The sequence below is a fragment of the Rhodanobacter sp. UC4438_H5 genome (assembly GCF_052978405.1).
In genome coordinates this window covers 1325447-1341062 of sequence record NZ_CM129672.1, presented here as the reverse complement: position 1 = coordinate 1341062, position 15616 = coordinate 1325447, and the positions used below count along the sequence as shown (strand labels likewise).

Sequence of the window (15616 nt, the reverse complement as noted above, 5' to 3'; positions counted from 1 at the left end):
GAATCCAGCCTGCTCTTCAGTCACCCGTCAGATCGAATTCGCCCAAAGAAGCCGTTTCTCCATGCAAGAACTGCCCCATGCTTTCGGCGAACCGCCACTGACTGCCCGGCTGCGCGCCAGTCCCGAGGACTTCCTGGTCGAGGAGATCCTCGGCTACGACGCCGAGGGTGCCGGCGAGCACCTGCTGCTGTGGGTGGAGAAGCGCGGCGCCAACACCGACTGGGTCGCGCGCGAGCTGGCGAAGTTCGCCGGCGTGCCGCAGGTCGCGGTCGGTTATGCGGGCCTCAAGGATCGCCATGCCGTGACCCGGCAGACCTTCTCGGTGCAACTGGCCGGCCGGCCCGATCCGGACTGGTCCACGTTCCCGCACCCGGAGGTGAAAGTGCTGGCGGCGACGCGGCATTCGCGCAAGCTCAAGCGTGGCGCCCTGCGCGGCAACCGCTTCGTGCTGGTGTTGCGCGAGGTGAGCGGCGATCGCGCGCGGGCGGAGTCGGTGCTGCGGCAGATCGCTGCGCGCGGCGTGCCGAACTATTACGGCGAGCAGCGCTTCGGCCGCGAAGGCGGCAACGTGGCACAGGCGCGCGCGATGTTCGGTGGGCGCCGGGTGGATCGCGACAAGCGTTCGATTTTGCTGTCCGCGGCGCGTTCGCACATCTTCAATGCCGTACTGGCGGCGCGGGTCGAGCACGATGCGTGGGACCGGCCGCTGGAAGGGGAAATCTGGTCGCTGGCCGGTTCGCGCTCGTGGTTCGGGCCGGAACCGTTCAACGACGAATTGGCCGCGCGATTGGCGCGCGCCGACATCCATCCGTCAGGTCCGCTGTGGGGGCAGGGCGAGCCGCCGAGCCAGGGCGAAGCAGGAGCGCTGGAGCGCGAAGTCGCTGCGGCGAATGACGACCTGGCCAGCGGCCTGGCCGCCGCGCGCATGGATCAGGAGCGCCGCCCGCTGCGGCTGATTCCGCACAATCTCCACTGGCGCTGGCTTGGCGAGGACGCGCTGGAACTGTCGTTCGAGCTGCCCGCTGGCGCGTACGCCACGGTGGTGGTGCGCGAGCTTAAAGGCGAGGAGTGAGTGGAGATGAGTGAAGAGTGAGAGAAAGAGAAAGCACCAGCGCACCCGTTCCCTCTCTCAGTTCTCACTCCTCTCCACTCACTTCTGCTCTTTCAGCAAGACGATCACCGCCCCGGTGCCACCCTGCGCCGGGCGCGCGGAGGCAAACGCGATCACGTCGTCGCGCCGGCGCAGCATGCGATCGGTGAGCGCCTTCAGCACCGGACCGGCAGCCTTCGAACGCAGCCCCTTGCCGTGGATGATGCGCACGCAACGCACGCCGGCTTGCCGCGCTTCGGCCAGGAACGCGACGATGCTGGCCTGGGCCGCGGCGGCGTTCATCTGATGCAGGTCCAGGTCGTCGCCCACGCTGAACTGGCCGCGCTTGAGTTGCCGCAGCAACCTGGGCGGATAGCCGTCGCGCAGGTAGCCGAGTTCCTCGCCGACTTCGAGCGTGGCCGGGTCGAAATCCATGTCCAGCAACTCGCTGGCCACGGCAGCTTCGTCGGCCTCGAACATGCGCGGGTGTGGCGCGGGTTTCGCGGTCGCCGGCGGCGGGGAAACCGGCGCGAGTCGCTGCACCTCGCCGATCGCCTCGCGGAACAGGCGGCGATCGTCGTCGGTGATCCGGGGCGGGTTGGGTCGCTTCATCTGCGCATCCTAGCCAGAAGCGGCGGCACGATGCGTTGAATCCCGGTGAAACTTGGGGGCGCGCTACGGTAGACTTGCAACCATCACGAAACCGCCGCGCTTGATCTTCCTGCGCCGGCAGGCAGTTTTCGACGGAGCATCATGCGAGTTCTGGTCAGCAACGACGATGGCGTGGATGCGCCGGGCATCCGCGTGTTGGCCGAGCGCCTGCAGGCGGTGGGAGAGGTCACCGTGGTGGCACCGGATCGCGATCGCTCGGGGGCGAGCAATTCGCTGACGCTGGACGCGCCGATCCGCGTACTGTCGATGGGCCAGGGCTACTACCGTGTGGCGGGGACGCCCACCGACTGCGTGCACCTGGCGCTGTCCGGCCTGCTCGACGAAGAACCCGACATGGTGGTATCCGGCATCAACAACTCGGCCAACCTGGGCGACGACGTGATCTATTCCGGCACGGTCTCGGCGGCGATGGAAGGGCGCTTTCTCGGTCTGCCGGCGATCGCCGTCTCGCTGGTCAGCGAAGACCACCAGGGCGTGCACTACGACGCCGCGGCGCAGGCGGTGCTGCTGCTGATGCAACGTCTGCTGGTCGATCCGCTGCCCGCAGACACCATCCTCAACGTCAACGTGCCGGACCGGCCCTGGGCGGAGATCGCCGGCTTCGAGGTCACCCGGCTGGGTCGGCGCCACCGTGCCGCGCCGTGCATCGCGCAGACTGATCCGCGCGGGCGACCGATGTGGTGGATCGGACCGGCCGGCGAGGTGGACGACGCCGGCCCCGGCACCGATTTCAACGCGGTACGTCGCGGCTTCGTCTCGGTCACGCCGATCCACGTCGACCTGACCCGTTTCCAGGCGCTGGACAAGGTCAGCAGCTGGATGAAGACGCTGAGCGACGGCATGGCCGGCCGCCGCAGCAAGGGCGAGGCGGCCTGACCGATGATCACCTATCCGTTGCCTGCAGCCCAGCTCAAGGGCGAGGGAGTGACCTCGCAGCGCGCCCGCAACCGGCTGGCCGCCTCCCTGCAGGATGCAGGCATCCGCGACCCGCGCGTGATCGAGGTGATCCGCACGGTGCCGCGCCATCATTTCATCGACCAGGCACTGCAACTGCACGCCTACGAGAACGATGCGCTGCCGATCGGCCACGGCCAGACCATCTCCCAGCCGTGGGTGGTGGCGCGCATGACGGAAGCGTTGCTGGAGCACTTCGAGGGGCAGAAGGAGATGCCGCGCAGGGTGCTGGAGATCGGCACCGGGTCGGGTTACCAGGCAGCGGTGCTGTCGTCCCTGGTCGGCGAGGTGTATACGGTCGAGCGCATCGAGGCGCTGCTGCGCCAGGCGCGGCGCCGCTTCCGCCAGCTCGGCCTGACCAACCTGCGCTCGCGCTACGACGACGGCAAGCTGGGCTGGCCGGACGAGGCACCGTTCGACGCGATCATCCTCACCGCCGCAGGCGACACCATCCCGACCCGCATCCTCGAACAGCTCAATCCCGCCGGCGTGCTGGTGGCGCCGGTGGGATCGCCGAGCCGGCAGAATCTGATCCGCATGCGCGGCGACGGCAAGGGCGATTTCGCGCTGGAGGAACTCGGCCCGGTGAGTTTCGTGCCGCTGCTGGGCGGCATCGGCTGATGCGCCTGTTCGAGCCGCTCTACGCCCGCGCACTGGTCTGGGCTCGCGCACCGCGCGCGCTGCACTACCTGTGTGCGTTGAGCTTCTTCGAGGCGTTCATCTTCCCGATCATGCCGGAGGTGATGCTTGCGCCGATGATGCTGGCCAAGCGACTCAAGGCGTTCTTCTACGCCAACATGTCGCTGCTGTTTTCCCTGCTCGGCTCGGTGGTCGGCTATGCGCTGGGCCACTGGGCCTACGAGTCGGTGAAGCCGCTGCTCAGCATGCACATGCAGGAGGTCATCACCGCCTGGGTGAACAATCTGCGCGTGGACATGAACGAGCATTGGTTGACCATGCTGGGCGCATTGATGCTGGCGGCGCTGCAGCCGGTGATCCCCATGAAGTTCGTCACCTGGGCGGCCGGCATCGTGGGCGTGCCGGTCCTGCCGTTCCTGGCTTGCATGGCGGTCGGCCGCGGCAAGCGCGTGTGGCTGCTGGCGCTGTTGATCCGCCTGTTCGGCGAGCGCGCCGAGCGCATGTTGCACAAGAACATCGAGTGGATCGGCCGGGGCGCGCTGGTATTGCTCGTCGTGCTGCTGGCGTGGTGGCTGTGGCCGCGCTGACTGGCAGCGCGGTGCGCATGAAAATGGCGGCGCGCCTCGGTATGCTGGACCGCATGGATCATTCAGTTCGCTTTCCCTGCCTGGTTGTCGCGGCGGCGTTGCTGGCCGGCTGCGGCACCATGCGCAGTTCGGTGGTGATCGAGCCCGCCGCGGGCAGCTACCCGTCGCCTGCCGCCGCGCCGTCCTCCCGCGTGGCGCGCACGCCGATTCCGGGTGGCAGCTACGTGGTGGCAAAAGGGGACACGCTCTATTCCATCGCCTTCCGCAACGGCGTGGATTTTCGCGACCTCGCCCAGTGGAATGCCATCGCGGCGCCCTACACGATCTGGCCGGGGCAGCGCTTGACGCTGTCGCCGTCGGCGGTGACGAAACCGGCCGTGGCGCGCACGCCGGGTACGGTCGCCGGTTCCCCTCGGGCGCCGGGCACGTCGGCCGCGGCTTCCGTGTTCGAACCGGTCACCGAGGCCGTGCCAGCCACGGCGGCGACGGCCGGAGCGCGGCCCGCCATTCCTTCCGCTACACCGGCGGCGCATGCGCCGCCGGCGGTGGATGCCGTGCCGGTGGCCGGGGTTTCCGTCACGCCGCCGGCGAAAGTGCCACCCGTGGCCAAGCCCGTGGTCGCCGGCCCGGCGCGTGATGTCGGTGGGGTGAGCTGGCGCTGGCCCGTCGAAGGCGGGTCGGTGGTCGGGCGCTTCAACGGCAGCGATGCCATTCCCGGCATCGAGATCGCGGGCAATTCGGGTGACCCGGTGCGGGCTGCCGCCGATGGCGTGGTGGTCTACAGCGGCAACGGCCTGGTCGGCTATGGCGAATTGGTCATCATCAAGCACAACGACAGTTTCCTGTCGGCCTACGGGCACAACCGCTGGCGCCTGGTGAAGGAAGGCCAGCGGGTGACGGCCGGGCAGCAGATCGCCGAGATGGGTTCAACCGGCGCGACCCGCAACGAGCTCGAGTTCCAGATCCGCAAGAACGGCAATCCGGTGGACCCGCTCAGCTACCTGCCGCCACGCTGATCGCGGCGGCACGGAAGGTGCCCGATCAGGCGGGAGGCAGGATGAAGCCGGCCACGACCTGGCGATCCTCGCCGGCCAGCAGGTTGTAGGTACGCGCGGCGGCCGCGTTGTCCATCACCTCGATGCCGATGCCCTTGCGCAGGAAGCCGGCCATGAACGCCGCGGCCGGGAACACCTGACGCTCGCCGGTGCCCAGGATCACCACCTCGGGCTTCAATGCCAGCAGCACGGGGACGTCGTCGACGCCGAGGCTGCCTGCGGCCGTGACCGGCCATGCTTCGGTGATGCCGGCGGGGGTGAGCAGGAAGCTGTGTTCGACGACCCGGTCGAGCAGGGTGACACTGCGTGCGTCAACCCGACGCACCAGCAGATAGCCATCGGCTTGTTCCAGTGACAGGTCCATCAGCGCGGCAGGGCGATGCCCGGTTCGTCGGCGTTGCGGCGGAACAGCACCACGACATGGCCGATCTGGTGGACCGTCTCCGCGCCGGTGCCGCTGGCGAGCACGTCGATCTGCGCCTGCCGCTCCTGCTTGTCGCCGCCGGAGAGCTTCACCTTCACCAGTTCGTGGATGTCCAGCGCCTGTCCCAGCTCCTTCACGACAGCTTCGGTGGCGCCCTTGTTGCCCAGCAACACGACGGGTTTCACGTCGTGGGCGAGGCCGCGCAGGTAGCGGATCTGCGAGGGTGTAAGCGGCATGGGGCAGGCCAGGTTCACGATCAAGGGACTGCACAGGGTATCATGCAACGGCCTCCTCCCGATCAGATATTCCCTCAAGACATGGCCCGCAGCAAAAGCAGCGCAGTCTGGCTGCGTGAACATTTCAACGACGAATACGTCAAGAAGGCACAGGCCGAAGGGCTGCGTTCGCGTGCCGTCTACAAGCTGGAGGAGCTGATCGAGCGCGACAAGCTGCTCAAGCCGGGCATCAACGTGGTGGATCTCGGCGCGGCGCCGGGCAGCTGGTCGCAATTGGTGCGCAACCGGCTGGGCGACAGCGGCAAGGTGTTCGCGCTGGACATCCTGCCGATGCAGAGCATCGCCGGGGTGGATTTCCTGCAGGGCGACTTCCGCGAGGAGTCGGTGCTGCGCCAGCTGGAGGCCCGCCTGAAGGGGCACCGGCTGGATCTTGTACTGTGCGATATAGCCCCCAACATGAGTGGAGTGGCGCTTGCCGACCAGATTCGCGCGATGGCACTGGCGGAGTTGGCGCTGGATTTCAGCAGGCAGTGGCTCAAGCCGGGCGGCTCGTTCCTGATCAAGTTGTTCCAGGGAGTCGGTTTTGACGATTATCTGCGTTGCTTGCGCGCAGACTTCAGTCGCGTGACGATGCGTAAACCCAAGGCCTCGCGCGCGCGTTCGCGTGAGGTGTATGCACTGGCGACCGGGCGCAAACCTGCCGCGGTGCCACTGGCGAGTACTGTTCATGAATGAAACGGCGAAAAACGTGTTGCTCTGGGTGATCATCGCGGTGGTCTTGTTCACCGTGTTTGAAAGCTTCAACCCCCGCAGCAGCCGTTCATCCGACCTGGCCTACAGCGCGTTCGTGCAGAACGTGAGCAGCGGCAACGTCTCCAGCGCCACGATCAGCGCCGACCAGCCCGCCACGATCAGCGGCAAGCTGAAGGATGGCAGTGCCTTCCGCACTGTCGCGCCGATGCTGGGCTTCTCTACCAATGCAGTGGTCAAGCAGATGCAGGACCAGGGCGTGGAAGTGCGCCAGGACCCCTCCGAGGGCTTCTCGCTGATCGGCCTGCTGATCAGCTGGCTGCCGGTGCTGCTGATCGTCGGTGTGTTCATCTGGTTCATGCGCCAGATGCAGTCCGGCGGCGGTGGGCGCGGCGCGATGAGCTTCGGCCGTTCGCGCGCGAAGCTGCAGGGCGAGGACCAGGTCAAGGTCAACTTCGGCGACGTCGCCGGCTGTGACGAGGCGAAGGAGGAGGTCGGCGAGCTGGTCGAGTTCCTGCGCGACCCCGGCCGGTTCCAGAAACTCGGCGGCAAGATCCCCCGCGGCGTGCTGATGGTGGGCCCGCCCGGCACCGGCAAGACCTTGCTGGCCAAGGCGATCGCCGGCGAGGCCAAGGTGCCGTTCTTCTCGATCTCCGGTTCCGACTTCGTGGAGATGTTCGTCGGCGTGGGCGCCAGTCGCGTGCGCGACATGTTCGAGCAGGCCAAGAAGCACGCGCCGTGCATCATCTTCATCGACGAGATCGACGCGGTCGGCCGGCATCGTGGTGCCGGGCTGGGCGGCGGTCATGACGAGCGCGAGCAGACCCTGAACCAGTTGCTGGTCGAGATGGACGGCTTCGAGGGCACCGAGGGCGTCATCGTGATCGCCGCCACCAACCGCCCCGACGTGCTCGATCCGGCCTTGCTGCGGCCGGGCCGCTTCGATCGCCAGGTGGTGGTCGGACTGCCGGACGTGCGTGGGCGAGAGCAGATCCTCAAGGTACACATGCGCAAGGTGCCGATCGCCAGCGACGTCAACGCGATGACGATCGCCCGCGGCACGCCGGGCTTCTCCGGCGCGGACCTGGCCAACCTGGTGAACGAGGCGGCGTTGTTCGCCGCGCGCGAGAACGCGCGCGAAGTGCGCATGAGCCATCTCGACAAGGCACGCGACAAGATCCTGATGGGCAGCGAGCGGCGCTCGATGGCGATGAGCGAAGACGAGAAGAAGCTCACCGCCTACCACGAGGCAGGCCATGCCATCGTGGGTCGCCTGGTGCCGGAACATGACCCGGTCTACAAGGTCACCATCATCCCGCGCGGGCGCGCGCTGGGTGTGACCATGTACCTGCCCGAGGGCGACAAGTACAGCATCAACCGGGTGGCGATCGAATCGCAGTTGTGCTCGTTGTATGGCGGGCGCGTGGCTGAAGAGTTGATTTTCGGCAATGACAAGGTCACCACCGGCGCTTCCAACGACATCGAGCGCGCCACCAAGATGGCCCGCAACATGGCGACCAAGTGGGGCCTGTCCGACGAACTCGGCCCGATCACCTATGGCGAGGACGAGGACGAGGTCTTCCTGGGCCGCTCGGTGACCCAGCACAAGAGCATCTCCAACGAGACGGCAAGCAAGATCGACGAAGTCGTGCGTGGCATCCTCGATCGCGCATATGCGCGCAGCAAGGAGCTGCTCACGGCGAACCTCGACAAGCTGCACACCATGGCTGAGCTGCTGTTGCAGTACGAGACCATCGACGCCCACCAGATCGACGACATCATGGCCGGGCGCCAGCCCGGCCCGCCGGCGGACTGGAGCAAGAACGCCCCGGGTGGCTCGACGCCGCCGCCACCGCCGCCGAAAAGCGACGCGGGAGCGCCGGTGGGCAAGGTTGGTGATCCGGCCGCGCAGAATCGCGCGTCGCTGGGCGAGTGATGCGATCCCGCGGGCACGGTGCGAACGCCTGCCTGCGGTCTCCTGCAATCACCGCCTTGACTGGCGGTGTCCCCGAGTCGGAGATGAAGAAATTTTGCGAAAAGGGTTGACGCATGCGCGCGGAGTCTGAATAATTCCGCCTCTTGCTTCGGCGCTTCGATGCACCGGCATCGAAGCACGGCATGACAAGTTTTTCAGTGCGCCCGTAGCTCAGTTGGATAGAGTACCTGGCTACGAACTAGGTGGTCGGGAGTTCGAATCTCTCCGGGCGCACCATTTTTATTCGGTGGAGCGGGGTGCTTGCACCCCGTTTCGTTTTCATCGCGACGAGAGCTTCGCGGCGACGGAAACGACAGTTTCATGTGGATGGTGCGGCTTGTACGGATTGACTGGGCCAAGCGTCACCCGTAACATTTCAAGGCTTCGATGGTGCTTGTGTCGAGGGCTCGAAACCGGGGTATAGCTCAGTCTGGTAGAGCGTTGCGTTTGGGACGCAAAAGTCGGGGGTTCGAATCCCTCTACCCCGACCAGCAACATGTTCTACTGGTGATGACTGCGCTTGTAGCTCAACCGGATAGAGCATCGGCCTTCTAAGCCGAGGGTTGCAGGTTCGAATCCTGTCGGGCGCACCAGTATCAAACGATGGTGGATGTAGCTCAGCTGGTTAGAGTCCCGGATTGTGATTCCGGTTGTCGTGGGTTCGAATCCCATCATCCACCCCAGTTCCACCCCGGTTTTCCGGGTTGACCCAGTCTCTGGGCCGTTAGCTCAGTTGGTAGAGCAGTTGACTCTTAATCAATTGGTCGAAGGTTCGAATCCTTCACGGCCCACCACTAACGACAGGCGCTCGGCAAAACCGGGCGCCTGTCTGCTTTTGGGCGGTTGCGGTCGTCAACGGGGCTGCTTGTGCTGCAAGGCCGCGCAACCGTAAAATGATCCGCTTTCGTACCAGGGAATCCTCGACTCGGGCAAGCCTGCCGCAGGGTTCCCGTGGCGGTGTTCGGCAACGGCTGGTGGTCGTCCGGGCCGTCCGGCACGCACGGTCCATGGCGGCAGCATCGCGAAAGTGGCGGAATTGGTAGACGCACTGGATTTAGGTTCCAGCGGGTAACCCCCGTGGGGGTTCGAGTCCCCCCTTTCGCACCATGGTCGGTCGTTTTTGCAGGCGGGGAATCCCGCCATGGCGCCTGTGACAGGGTCACAACACTTAAGAGTAGTACCAGGAGACGTCATGCAGGTTTCGGTTGAGAATGTCGGTTCGCTGGAGCGCAAGCTCACGGTGAAGTTTCCCGCGGAGCGGTTCGAGACGCAGGTCAGCGCGCGGATCGCGGAGATGGGGCGCACCGTTCGCCTGAAGGGATTCCGGCCGGGCAAGGTACCGGTGACGGTGATCAAGCAGCGCTTCGGGGAGCAGGTGCGGGGCGAAGTGCTTTCCGACCTGATCGGCAGCACGCTGCGCGAGGCGGTGGAGCAGGAGAAGCTGCAGCCCATCGCGAATCCGGCGATCAACACCACCGGCCGTCCCGAGAACGGGGAGATCGCGTACACGGCGACCTTCGAGATCATGCCCGAGTTTCCCGAAGTCGACGTCTCCGCGCTGGAAGTGCATCGCGCCGCGGCCGAAGTCACCGACGCCGATATCGACCGCATGCTGGAAACCCTGCGCCTGCAGCGGCGCAGTTTCGAGGAGGTCGAGCGTGCCTCGGCCGCCGGCGATTTCATGATGTTCGAGTATGCCGCCACGGCCGACGACTACCGTTTCCCGGCCGAAGGCCAGGAGCGCGCCGGCAGCGTGCTGGGTTCGGGCACCTTGTTCGCGGCGCTGGACGAGGCCCTGACCGGGCACGTGGCCGGCGACCAGTTCGAGGCGGCGATCGAGTTCCCGGCGGATTTTCGCAACGAGCAACTGGCCGGCAAGAGCGCCAAGGTGAGTTTCCACGTCATCAAGGTGCAGGAGCCGAAGCTGCCGGAGGTCGACGGGGAGTTCGCCAAGCTGTTCGGCATCGAGGATGGCAGCCTGGAGACCTTCCGCAAGGAGGTTCGCGCCAACCTGGAACGCGAACTCAAGGCCGCGCTGATGGCGCGCCTGAAGTCGGAAGTGGCCAGCAAGCTGGCCGATGCGCACGGCGATCTGGACGTGCCCAAGATGATGGTGCAGACGGAGGCACGCACCCTGGCGGCGGGCAACATGCCCGAAGGCCAGCAGCCGCCGCAGCAGCTGATCGACGCCGCCTTGCCGATTGCCCGCAAGCGGGTGATCGCCGGCCTGCTGATGGGCGAGATCGCGCGCAAGCAGGCGCTCAAGATCGACCGCAAGCGGGTCGCCGAGCAGCTGGCCGCGATTGCCTCGACCTACGAAGAGCCTGAGAAGGTCATTGAACTCTACAACGGCGACCCCCAGTTGATGTCGGGGCTGCAGAATCGCGTGATGGAAGATCAGGTGGCAGAGTGGGTTGCCGAGCACGCCAGGACCACTGTGCAGGAAATGAGCTTCGATGACGTGATGCGCCCAGCCAACGCCTGACAACTGCCAGGCCCGTCCACTCCCAAGCCGCGAGCATGACCATGGATCCCATCAAGAATCTCAACCTGGTACCGATGGTCGTCGAGCAGACGGCTCGCGGCGAGCGCTCCTACGACATCTACTCGCGTCTGTTGAAGGAGCGGGTGATTTTCCTGGTGGGCGAGGTCAACGACCAGGTGGCCAACCTGATCGTGGCGCAGATGCTGTTCCTGGAGTCGGAGAACCCGGACAAGGACATCAACTTCTACATCAACAGCCCCGGCGGAGCGGTTACTGCCGGGCTGGCGATCTACGACACGATGCAGTTCATCAAGCCGGCGGTGAGCACCATGTGCATCGGCCAAGCCTGCAGCATGGGCTCGTTCCTGCTGATGGCGGGCGCCAAGGGCAAGCGTTTCGCCTTGCCGAACTCCCGCATCATGATCCACCAGCCGTCCGGCGGCGCCCAGGGTCAGGCTACCGACATCGAGATCCAGGCGCGCGAGATCCTGTATATCCGCGAGCGGTTGAACAACCTCTACGTGGAGCATACCGGCCAGCCGCTGCAGAAGATCGAGGCGGACATGGAACGCGACCGCTTCATGAACGCGCAGGATGCCAAGACCTACGGCCTGATCGACGAAGTGCTCGACAAGCGCGCCGTGGATTCCGTGAAATCCGCCTGATTCGACGACTTTACCCGGTGTCCCGTCATGGGCTCTGCGTCTGCAGGCAGACGCGGAGGCCTGTGGTATTCTCGCGGCGCACACGGATTTACCAGCAGGATCGAGAGTTATGAGTGACGACCGGCAGGGGCGTTCCAGCGACAGCGGCAAGATTCTCTATTGCTCGTTCTGTGGCAAGAGCCAGCATGAAGTACGCAAGCTGATCGCGGGTCCGTCCGTGTTCATCTGCGACGAGTGCGTGGAGCTGTGCAACGACATCATCCGTGAGGAGCTGGAAGAGAAGGCCGCCGCCGGCCATACCCAGCTGCCCAAGCCGCGCGAGATCCGCGAGTCGCTGGATCAGTACGTGGTGGGGCAGGCGCGCGCCAAGAAGGCGCTGGCGGTCGCCGTGTACAACCACTACAAGCGGATGGAGTCGCGCCAGAAGAGCGACGACATCGAGCTGGGCAAATCCAACATCCTGCTGATCGGCCCGACCGGCTCGGGCAAGACGCTGCTGGCCGAAACGCTGGCGCGCCTGCTCAACGTGCCGTTCACGATCGCCGACGCCACCACGCTGACCGAAGCGGGCTACGTGGGCGAGGATGTCGAGAACATCATCCAGAAGCTGCTGCAGAAGTGCGACTACGACGTCGAGAAGGCGCAGTCGGGCATCGTCTACATCGACGAGATCGACAAGATCTCGCGCAAGAGCGAGAACCCGTCGATCACCCGCGACGTCTCCGGCGAAGGCGTGCAGCAGGCGCTGCTGAAGCTGATCGAGGGCACCCTGGCCTCGGTGCCGCCGCAGGGCGGGCGCAAGCATCCGCAGCAGGAGTTCCTGCAAGTCGACACCAAGAACATCCTGTTCATCTGCGGCGGCGCGTTCGCCGGCCTGGAAAAGGTCATCCAGCAGCGCTCCGAGAGTACCGGTATCGGCTTCGGTGCCGAGGTGCGCAGCAAGGAGCGCACGCAGAACCTGGGCAAGGTGCTGGCCGACGTGGAGCCGGCCGACCTGGTGCGCTTCGGCCTGATCCCCGAGTTCGTCGGGCGCCTGCCGGTCGTCGCCACCCTGGACGAGCTGGACCAGGCCGCGCTGGTGAAGATCCTCACCGAACCGAAGAACGCCGTCACCAAACAGTTCAAGAAGCTGTTCGAGATGGAGGACGTCGAGCTGGAGTTCCGTCCCGAGGCGCTGGAGGCGATCGCGCAGAAGGCGCTCAAGCGCAAGACCGGCGCCCGCGGCCTGCGCACGATCCTGGAGCAGGTGCTGCTGGACACGATGTACGAGCTGCCGTCGCTGGAGCACGTCAGCAAGGTCGTTGTCGACGATGCGGTGATCGAGGGGCAGGCCGAGCCCTATCTGATCTACCGCGGCAACCTGCAGCAACGCGTGGCGGGCGACGGCGGCGACGCCGCGGCCTGATCGACTCCGCTGTGCCCGTTGCGCGGCCCCGGTGGTTTCACCGGGGCCGCGTCGTTTTGCGGCCATCGCAAGCCTTGCGCTGGCACGGGATCGCCTCCACTTGACGTGCTGAAGGGCCCGGTGCAGTGTCGGGACGAAACCCCATTTGAATTCGAGGAATCGCTTTTCCATGGCCAAGCAAGCCCCCGCCCCCGTCGCGCTGGACACCCTGCCGGTACTGCCCCTGCGCGACGTGGTGGTCTATCCGCACATGGTGATCCCGCTGTTCGTCGGCCGCGACAAGTCGATGCGGGCGCTGGAGCGCGCGATGGAAGGCGAACGGCAGATCCTGCTGGTGGCGCAGACCAGCCCGGACATCGACGACCCCGAGGTGGCCGACCTGCATCAGGTCGGCACGCTGGCCGGCGTGCTGCAGCTGCTGAAACTTCCGGACGGCACGGTCAAGGTGCTGGTGGAAGGGCAGTCGCGCGTCGCGATCGAGGATTTCAAGGAAGTCGACGGCATGCTGACTGCGCGTTCGCGCGTCATCGAGCCGGCGTACAACGCGAAGGAACGCGAGCTCGACGTCGTTTCTCGCACGCTGATCTCGCTGTTCGAGCAACTGGTCAAGCAGAGCCGCAAGCTGCCGCCGGAAGTGCTGGCCAGCCTGTCCGGCATCGACGACCCCTCGCGCGTGGCCGATTCCATCGCCGCGCATCTTTCCGTGCGCATGGCCGACAAGCAGAAGGTGCTGGAGACGGCCGACGTGGGCAAGCGGCTGGAACTGCTGATCGGGCTGGTCGATGGCGAGATGGACCTGCAACAGGTCGAAAAGCGCATCCGCGGCCGGGTCAAGTCGCAGATGGAAAAGAGTCAGCGCGAGTACTACCTCAACGAACAGATGAAGGCGATCCAGAAGGAGCTGGGCGACGGCGAGGACGGTCCCAACGAGGTCGAGGAACTGCAGAAGAAGATCGAAGCTGCCGGCATGCCCAAGCCGGTGCTTGCCAAGGCACGGCAGGAATTCGGCAAGCTGCGCCAGATGTCGCCGATGTCGGCCGAGGCCACCGTCGTGCGCAACTACCTGGACTGGCTGGTCGGCGTGCCGTGGAAGAAGCGCAGCAAGGTGCGCAAGGACCTGCAGATGGCGCAGGAAGTGCTCGACGCTGATCATTTCGGCCTGGAGAAGGTGAAGGAGCGCATCCTCGAATATCTCGCCGTGCAGCAGCGCGTGTCGGTGATGAAGGGGCCGATCCTGTGCCTGGTCGGCCCGCCCGGCGTGGGCAAGACCTCGCTGGGCCAGTCGATTGCCAAGGCGACCAACCGCAAGTTCGTTCGCATGAGCCTGGGTGGCGTGCGCGACGAGGCCGAGATTCGCGGCCACCGACGCACCTACATCGGCTCCATGCCCGGGCGCATCGTGCAGAACATCAACAAGGCCGGCGCACGGAATCCGCTGTTCGTGCTGGACGAGATCGACAAGATGTCGATGGACTTCCGCGGCGATCCCTCGTCGGCGCTGCTGGAAGTGCTCGATCCGGAGCAGAACCACGCATTCAACGACCACTATCTGGAGGTCGACCTGGATCTGTCCGAGGTGATGTGGATTGCCACCGCCAATTCGCTGAACATCCCCGGCCCGCTGCTCGACCGCATGGAGGTCATCCGCATCCCGGGTTACACCGAAGACGAGAAGCTCGGTATCGCGCGCAAGTATCTGTTGCCGAAACAGCTCAAGGCGAACGGCCTCAAGCCGGAGGAACTCGACGTCGCCGAAGAGGCGTTGCGCGACATCGTGCGCTACTACACGCGCGAATCCGGCGTGCGCAATCTGGAGCGCGAGATTTCCAAGATCTGCCGCAAGGTGGTCAAGGAGTTGACTCTCGGCCAGGTGAAGAAGGCCAAGGCCAAGACCGGGACGCCCCGGGCGAAAGCGGCTGCAGGCAAGTCGAAGGTCGCGGCAGGCCGCGTCAAGGTGGACGCGGCGAACCTGGGCGACTACCTCGGCGTGCGTCGTTTCGACTTCGGCCGCAAGGAGCAGCAGAACGAAGTGGGCCTGGTCACTGGCTTGGCGTGGACCCAGGTCGGCGGCGAGTTGCTCAGCATCGAGGGCTCGGTGGTGCCGGGCAAGGGGCGTCTTGTGCACACCGGCCAGTTGGGCGACGTGATGAAGGAGTCGATCCAGGCTGCGCTCTCGGTGGTGCGCGCGCGCGCCGACCGGCTTGGCATCGATCCGGAGTTCCACCAGAAGCTCGACGTGCACATCCACGTTCCCGAGGGTGCCACCCCCAAGGACGGTCCCAGCGCCGGCATCGCCATGTGCACCGCGCTGGTGTCGGTGCTGACCAAGGTGCCGGTGCGTTCGGAAGTGGCCATGACCGGCGAGATCACCCTGCGTGGTCGCGTGCTGCCCATCGGCGGTCTCAAGGAAAAGCTGCTGGCGGCGCATCGCGGCGGCATCACCACGGTAATCATTCCCGAGGACAACAAGAAGGATCTGGTGGACATGCCGGCGAACATCACCGAATCGCTGGAGATCCACCCGGTGCGCTGGATCGATGAGGTGCTCGACATCGCACTGGAGCATCCGGTGCAGCCCAAGCCGGCGAGCGAGACGCCGCCGGCAGCCGTCGCCGGGGAGTCGGCGGAAGGACACTCACTGACGCATTGATCGCGCGATCGCGGGCGCGCGGGCCGGAG

General features: G+C 65.7%; 14 protein-coding genes and 6 tRNA genes. 17 read left to right on the top strand and 3 right to left on the bottom strand.

Annotated features, from left to right (window positions below; genetic code table 11):
* Window positions 1-61: 61 nt before the first annotated feature.
* Window positions 62-1072, top strand: a complete 1011-nt coding sequence (gene truD, locus ACVCL9_RS06260; RefSeq protein ID WP_395118883.1) for a tRNA pseudouridine(13) synthase TruD — start codon at window positions 62-64, stop codon at window positions 1070-1072.
* A 78-nt stretch (window positions 1073-1150) separates the two neighbouring features.
* Here the strand turns inward: truD and ACVCL9_RS06255 are convergent, their stop codons facing one another.
* Entirely contained in the window at window positions 1151-1702 is a 552-nt protein-coding gene (locus ACVCL9_RS06255; RefSeq protein WP_395118881.1) for a Smr/MutS family protein, read from the bottom strand.
* A 141-nt stretch (window positions 1703-1843) separates the two neighbouring features.
* Between ACVCL9_RS06255 and surE the strand changes: the two genes are divergently transcribed.
* From surE to ACVCL9_RS06235, 4 genes are read left to right on the top strand one after another with little or no spacing between them, the layout of a single operon-like run.
* Window positions 1844-2638: a 5'/3'-nucleotidase SurE gene (surE, locus tag ACVCL9_RS06250; RefSeq protein ID WP_395118879.1), complete on the top strand. Its 795-nt coding sequence runs from the start codon at window positions 1844-1846 to the stop codon at window positions 2636-2638.
* A gap of 3 nt (window positions 2639-2641) precedes the next feature.
* Window positions 2642-3337: a protein-L-isoaspartate(D-aspartate) O-methyltransferase gene (locus tag ACVCL9_RS06245; protein ID WP_395118877.1), complete on the top strand. Its 696-nt coding sequence runs from the start codon at window positions 2642-2644 to the stop codon at window positions 3335-3337.
* On the top strand, window positions 3337-3942 hold the full coding sequence (locus ACVCL9_RS06240) for a YqaA family protein (RefSeq protein WP_395118875.1): 606 nt from the start codon (window positions 3337-3339) through the stop codon (window positions 3940-3942). The genes ACVCL9_RS06245 and ACVCL9_RS06240 overlap by 1 nt, the downstream gene beginning before the upstream one ends.
* A 41-nt stretch (window positions 3943-3983) precedes the next feature.
* Window positions 3984-4958: a peptidoglycan DD-metalloendopeptidase family protein gene (locus ACVCL9_RS06235; protein ID WP_447099449.1), complete on the top strand. Its 975-nt coding sequence runs from the start codon at window positions 3984-3986 to the stop codon at window positions 4956-4958.
* A gap of 25 nt (window positions 4959-4983) precedes the next feature.
* Here the strand turns inward: ACVCL9_RS06235 and ACVCL9_RS06230 are convergent, their stop codons facing one another.
* Together ACVCL9_RS06230 and yhbY are read right to left on the bottom strand one after the other, a co-directional pair.
* Window positions 4984-5361, bottom strand: coding sequence for an Mth938-like domain-containing protein (locus ACVCL9_RS06230; protein ID WP_447098744.1), 378 nt, complete (start codon window positions 5359-5361; stop codon window positions 4984-4986).
* Window positions 5361-5657 (bottom strand): ribosome assembly RNA-binding protein YhbY, encoded by a 297-nt coding sequence (yhbY, locus tag ACVCL9_RS06225; RefSeq protein ID WP_447098745.1) that lies wholly within the window; start codon window positions 5655-5657, stop codon window positions 5361-5363. The genes ACVCL9_RS06230 and yhbY overlap by 1 nt, the downstream gene beginning before the upstream one ends.
* An 81-nt stretch (window positions 5658-5738) precedes the next feature.
* On the opposite strand from yhbY, the gene rlmE reads away from it, so the two are divergent.
* From rlmE to lon, 12 genes are all read left to right on the top strand, one after another.
* Window positions 5739-6392 carry a 23S rRNA (uridine(2552)-2'-O)-methyltransferase RlmE gene (gene rlmE / locus ACVCL9_RS06220; RefSeq protein ID WP_447098746.1) on the top strand — a complete coding sequence of 218 codons (654 nt, stop codon included), beginning with the start codon at window positions 5739-5741 and terminating at the stop codon, window positions 6390-6392.
* Window positions 6385-8343, top strand: coding sequence for an ATP-dependent zinc metalloprotease FtsH (gene ftsH / locus ACVCL9_RS06215; RefSeq protein WP_395118869.1), 1959 nt, complete (start codon window positions 6385-6387; stop codon window positions 8341-8343). The genes rlmE and ftsH overlap by 8 nt, the downstream gene beginning before the upstream one ends.
* 199 nt (window positions 8344-8542) lie before the next feature.
* Window positions 8543-8619, top strand: a tRNA-Arg gene (locus ACVCL9_RS06210).
* Window positions 8620-8796: 177 nt separating this feature from the next.
* Window positions 8797-8873, top strand: a tRNA-Pro gene (locus tag ACVCL9_RS06205).
* A 25-nt stretch (window positions 8874-8898) separates the two neighbouring features.
* Window positions 8899-8975: transfer RNA gene (locus ACVCL9_RS06200), tRNA-Arg, on the top strand.
* 13 nt (window positions 8976-8988) lie between these two features.
* Window positions 8989-9065 (top strand) — tRNA-His (locus ACVCL9_RS06195).
* 35 nt (window positions 9066-9100) lie between these two features.
* Window positions 9101-9176, top strand: a tRNA-Lys gene (locus ACVCL9_RS06190).
* Window positions 9177-9403: 227 nt separating this feature from the next.
* Window positions 9404-9489, top strand: a tRNA-Leu gene (locus ACVCL9_RS06185).
* 85 nt (window positions 9490-9574) lie between these two features.
* Window positions 9575-10867, top strand: coding sequence for a trigger factor (tig, locus tag ACVCL9_RS06180; RefSeq protein WP_447099450.1), 1293 nt, complete (start codon window positions 9575-9577; stop codon window positions 10865-10867).
* A gap of 35 nt (window positions 10868-10902) precedes the next feature.
* A complete protein-coding gene (gene clpP, locus ACVCL9_RS06175) occupies window positions 10903-11532 on the top strand; it encodes an ATP-dependent Clp endopeptidase proteolytic subunit ClpP (RefSeq protein WP_395118867.1) in 630 nt (209 codons plus the stop codon).
* Between the two features lie 109 nt (window positions 11533-11641).
* On the top strand, window positions 11642-12937 hold the full coding sequence (gene clpX, locus ACVCL9_RS06170) for an ATP-dependent Clp protease ATP-binding subunit ClpX (RefSeq protein ID WP_136258996.1): 1296 nt from the start codon (window positions 11642-11644) through the stop codon (window positions 12935-12937).
* Between the two features lie 169 nt (window positions 12938-13106).
* Window positions 13107-15587 carry an endopeptidase La gene (lon, locus tag ACVCL9_RS06165; protein WP_447098747.1) on the top strand — a complete coding sequence of 827 codons (2481 nt, stop codon included), beginning with the start codon at window positions 13107-13109 and terminating at the stop codon, window positions 15585-15587.
* Window positions 15588-15616: the final 29 nt, after the last annotated feature.

Bases quoted from the DNA above. Each gene is read 5' to 3' on its own strand.
- ACVCL9_RS06235 (WP_447099449.1), top strand. From the start codon at position 3,984: ATGCTGGACCGCATGGATCATTCAGTTCGCTTTCCCTGCCTGGTTGTC.
- ACVCL9_RS06240 (WP_395118875.1), top strand. From the start codon at position 3,337: ATGCGCCTGTTCGAGCCGCTCTACGCCCGCGCACTGGTCTGGGCTCGC.
- lon (WP_447098747.1), top strand. From the start codon at position 13,107: ATGGCCAAGCAAGCCCCCGCCCCCGTCGCGCTGGACACCCTGCCGGTA.
- yhbY (WP_447098745.1), bottom strand. From the start codon at position 5,657: ATGCCGCTTACACCCTCGCAGATCCGCTACCTGCGCGGCCTCGCCCAC.
- tig (WP_447099450.1), top strand. From the start codon at position 9,575: ATGCAGGTTTCGGTTGAGAATGTCGGTTCGCTGGAGCGCAAGCTCACG.
- truD (WP_395118883.1), top strand. From the start codon at position 62: ATGCAAGAACTGCCCCATGCTTTCGGCGAACCGCCACTGACTGCCCGG.
- ftsH (WP_395118869.1), top strand. From the start codon at position 6,385: ATGAATGAAACGGCGAAAAACGTGTTGCTCTGGGTGATCATCGCGGTG.
- ACVCL9_RS06255 (WP_395118881.1), bottom strand. From the start codon at position 1,702: ATGAAGCGACCCAACCCGCCCCGGATCACCGACGACGATCGCCGCCTG.
- ACVCL9_RS06230 (WP_447098744.1), bottom strand. From the start codon at position 5,361: ATGGACCTGTCACTGGAACAAGCCGATGGCTATCTGCTGGTGCGTCGG.
- rlmE (WP_447098746.1), top strand. From the start codon at position 5,739: ATGGCCCGCAGCAAAAGCAGCGCAGTCTGGCTGCGTGAACATTTCAAC.
- surE (WP_395118879.1), top strand. From the start codon at position 1,844: ATGCGAGTTCTGGTCAGCAACGACGATGGCGTGGATGCGCCGGGCATC.
- clpP (WP_395118867.1), top strand. From the start codon at position 10,903: ATGACCATGGATCCCATCAAGAATCTCAACCTGGTACCGATGGTCGTC.
- clpX (WP_136258996.1), top strand. From the start codon at position 11,642: ATGAGTGACGACCGGCAGGGGCGTTCCAGCGACAGCGGCAAGATTCTC.
- ACVCL9_RS06245 (WP_395118877.1), top strand. From the start codon at position 2,642: ATGATCACCTATCCGTTGCCTGCAGCCCAGCTCAAGGGCGAGGGAGTG.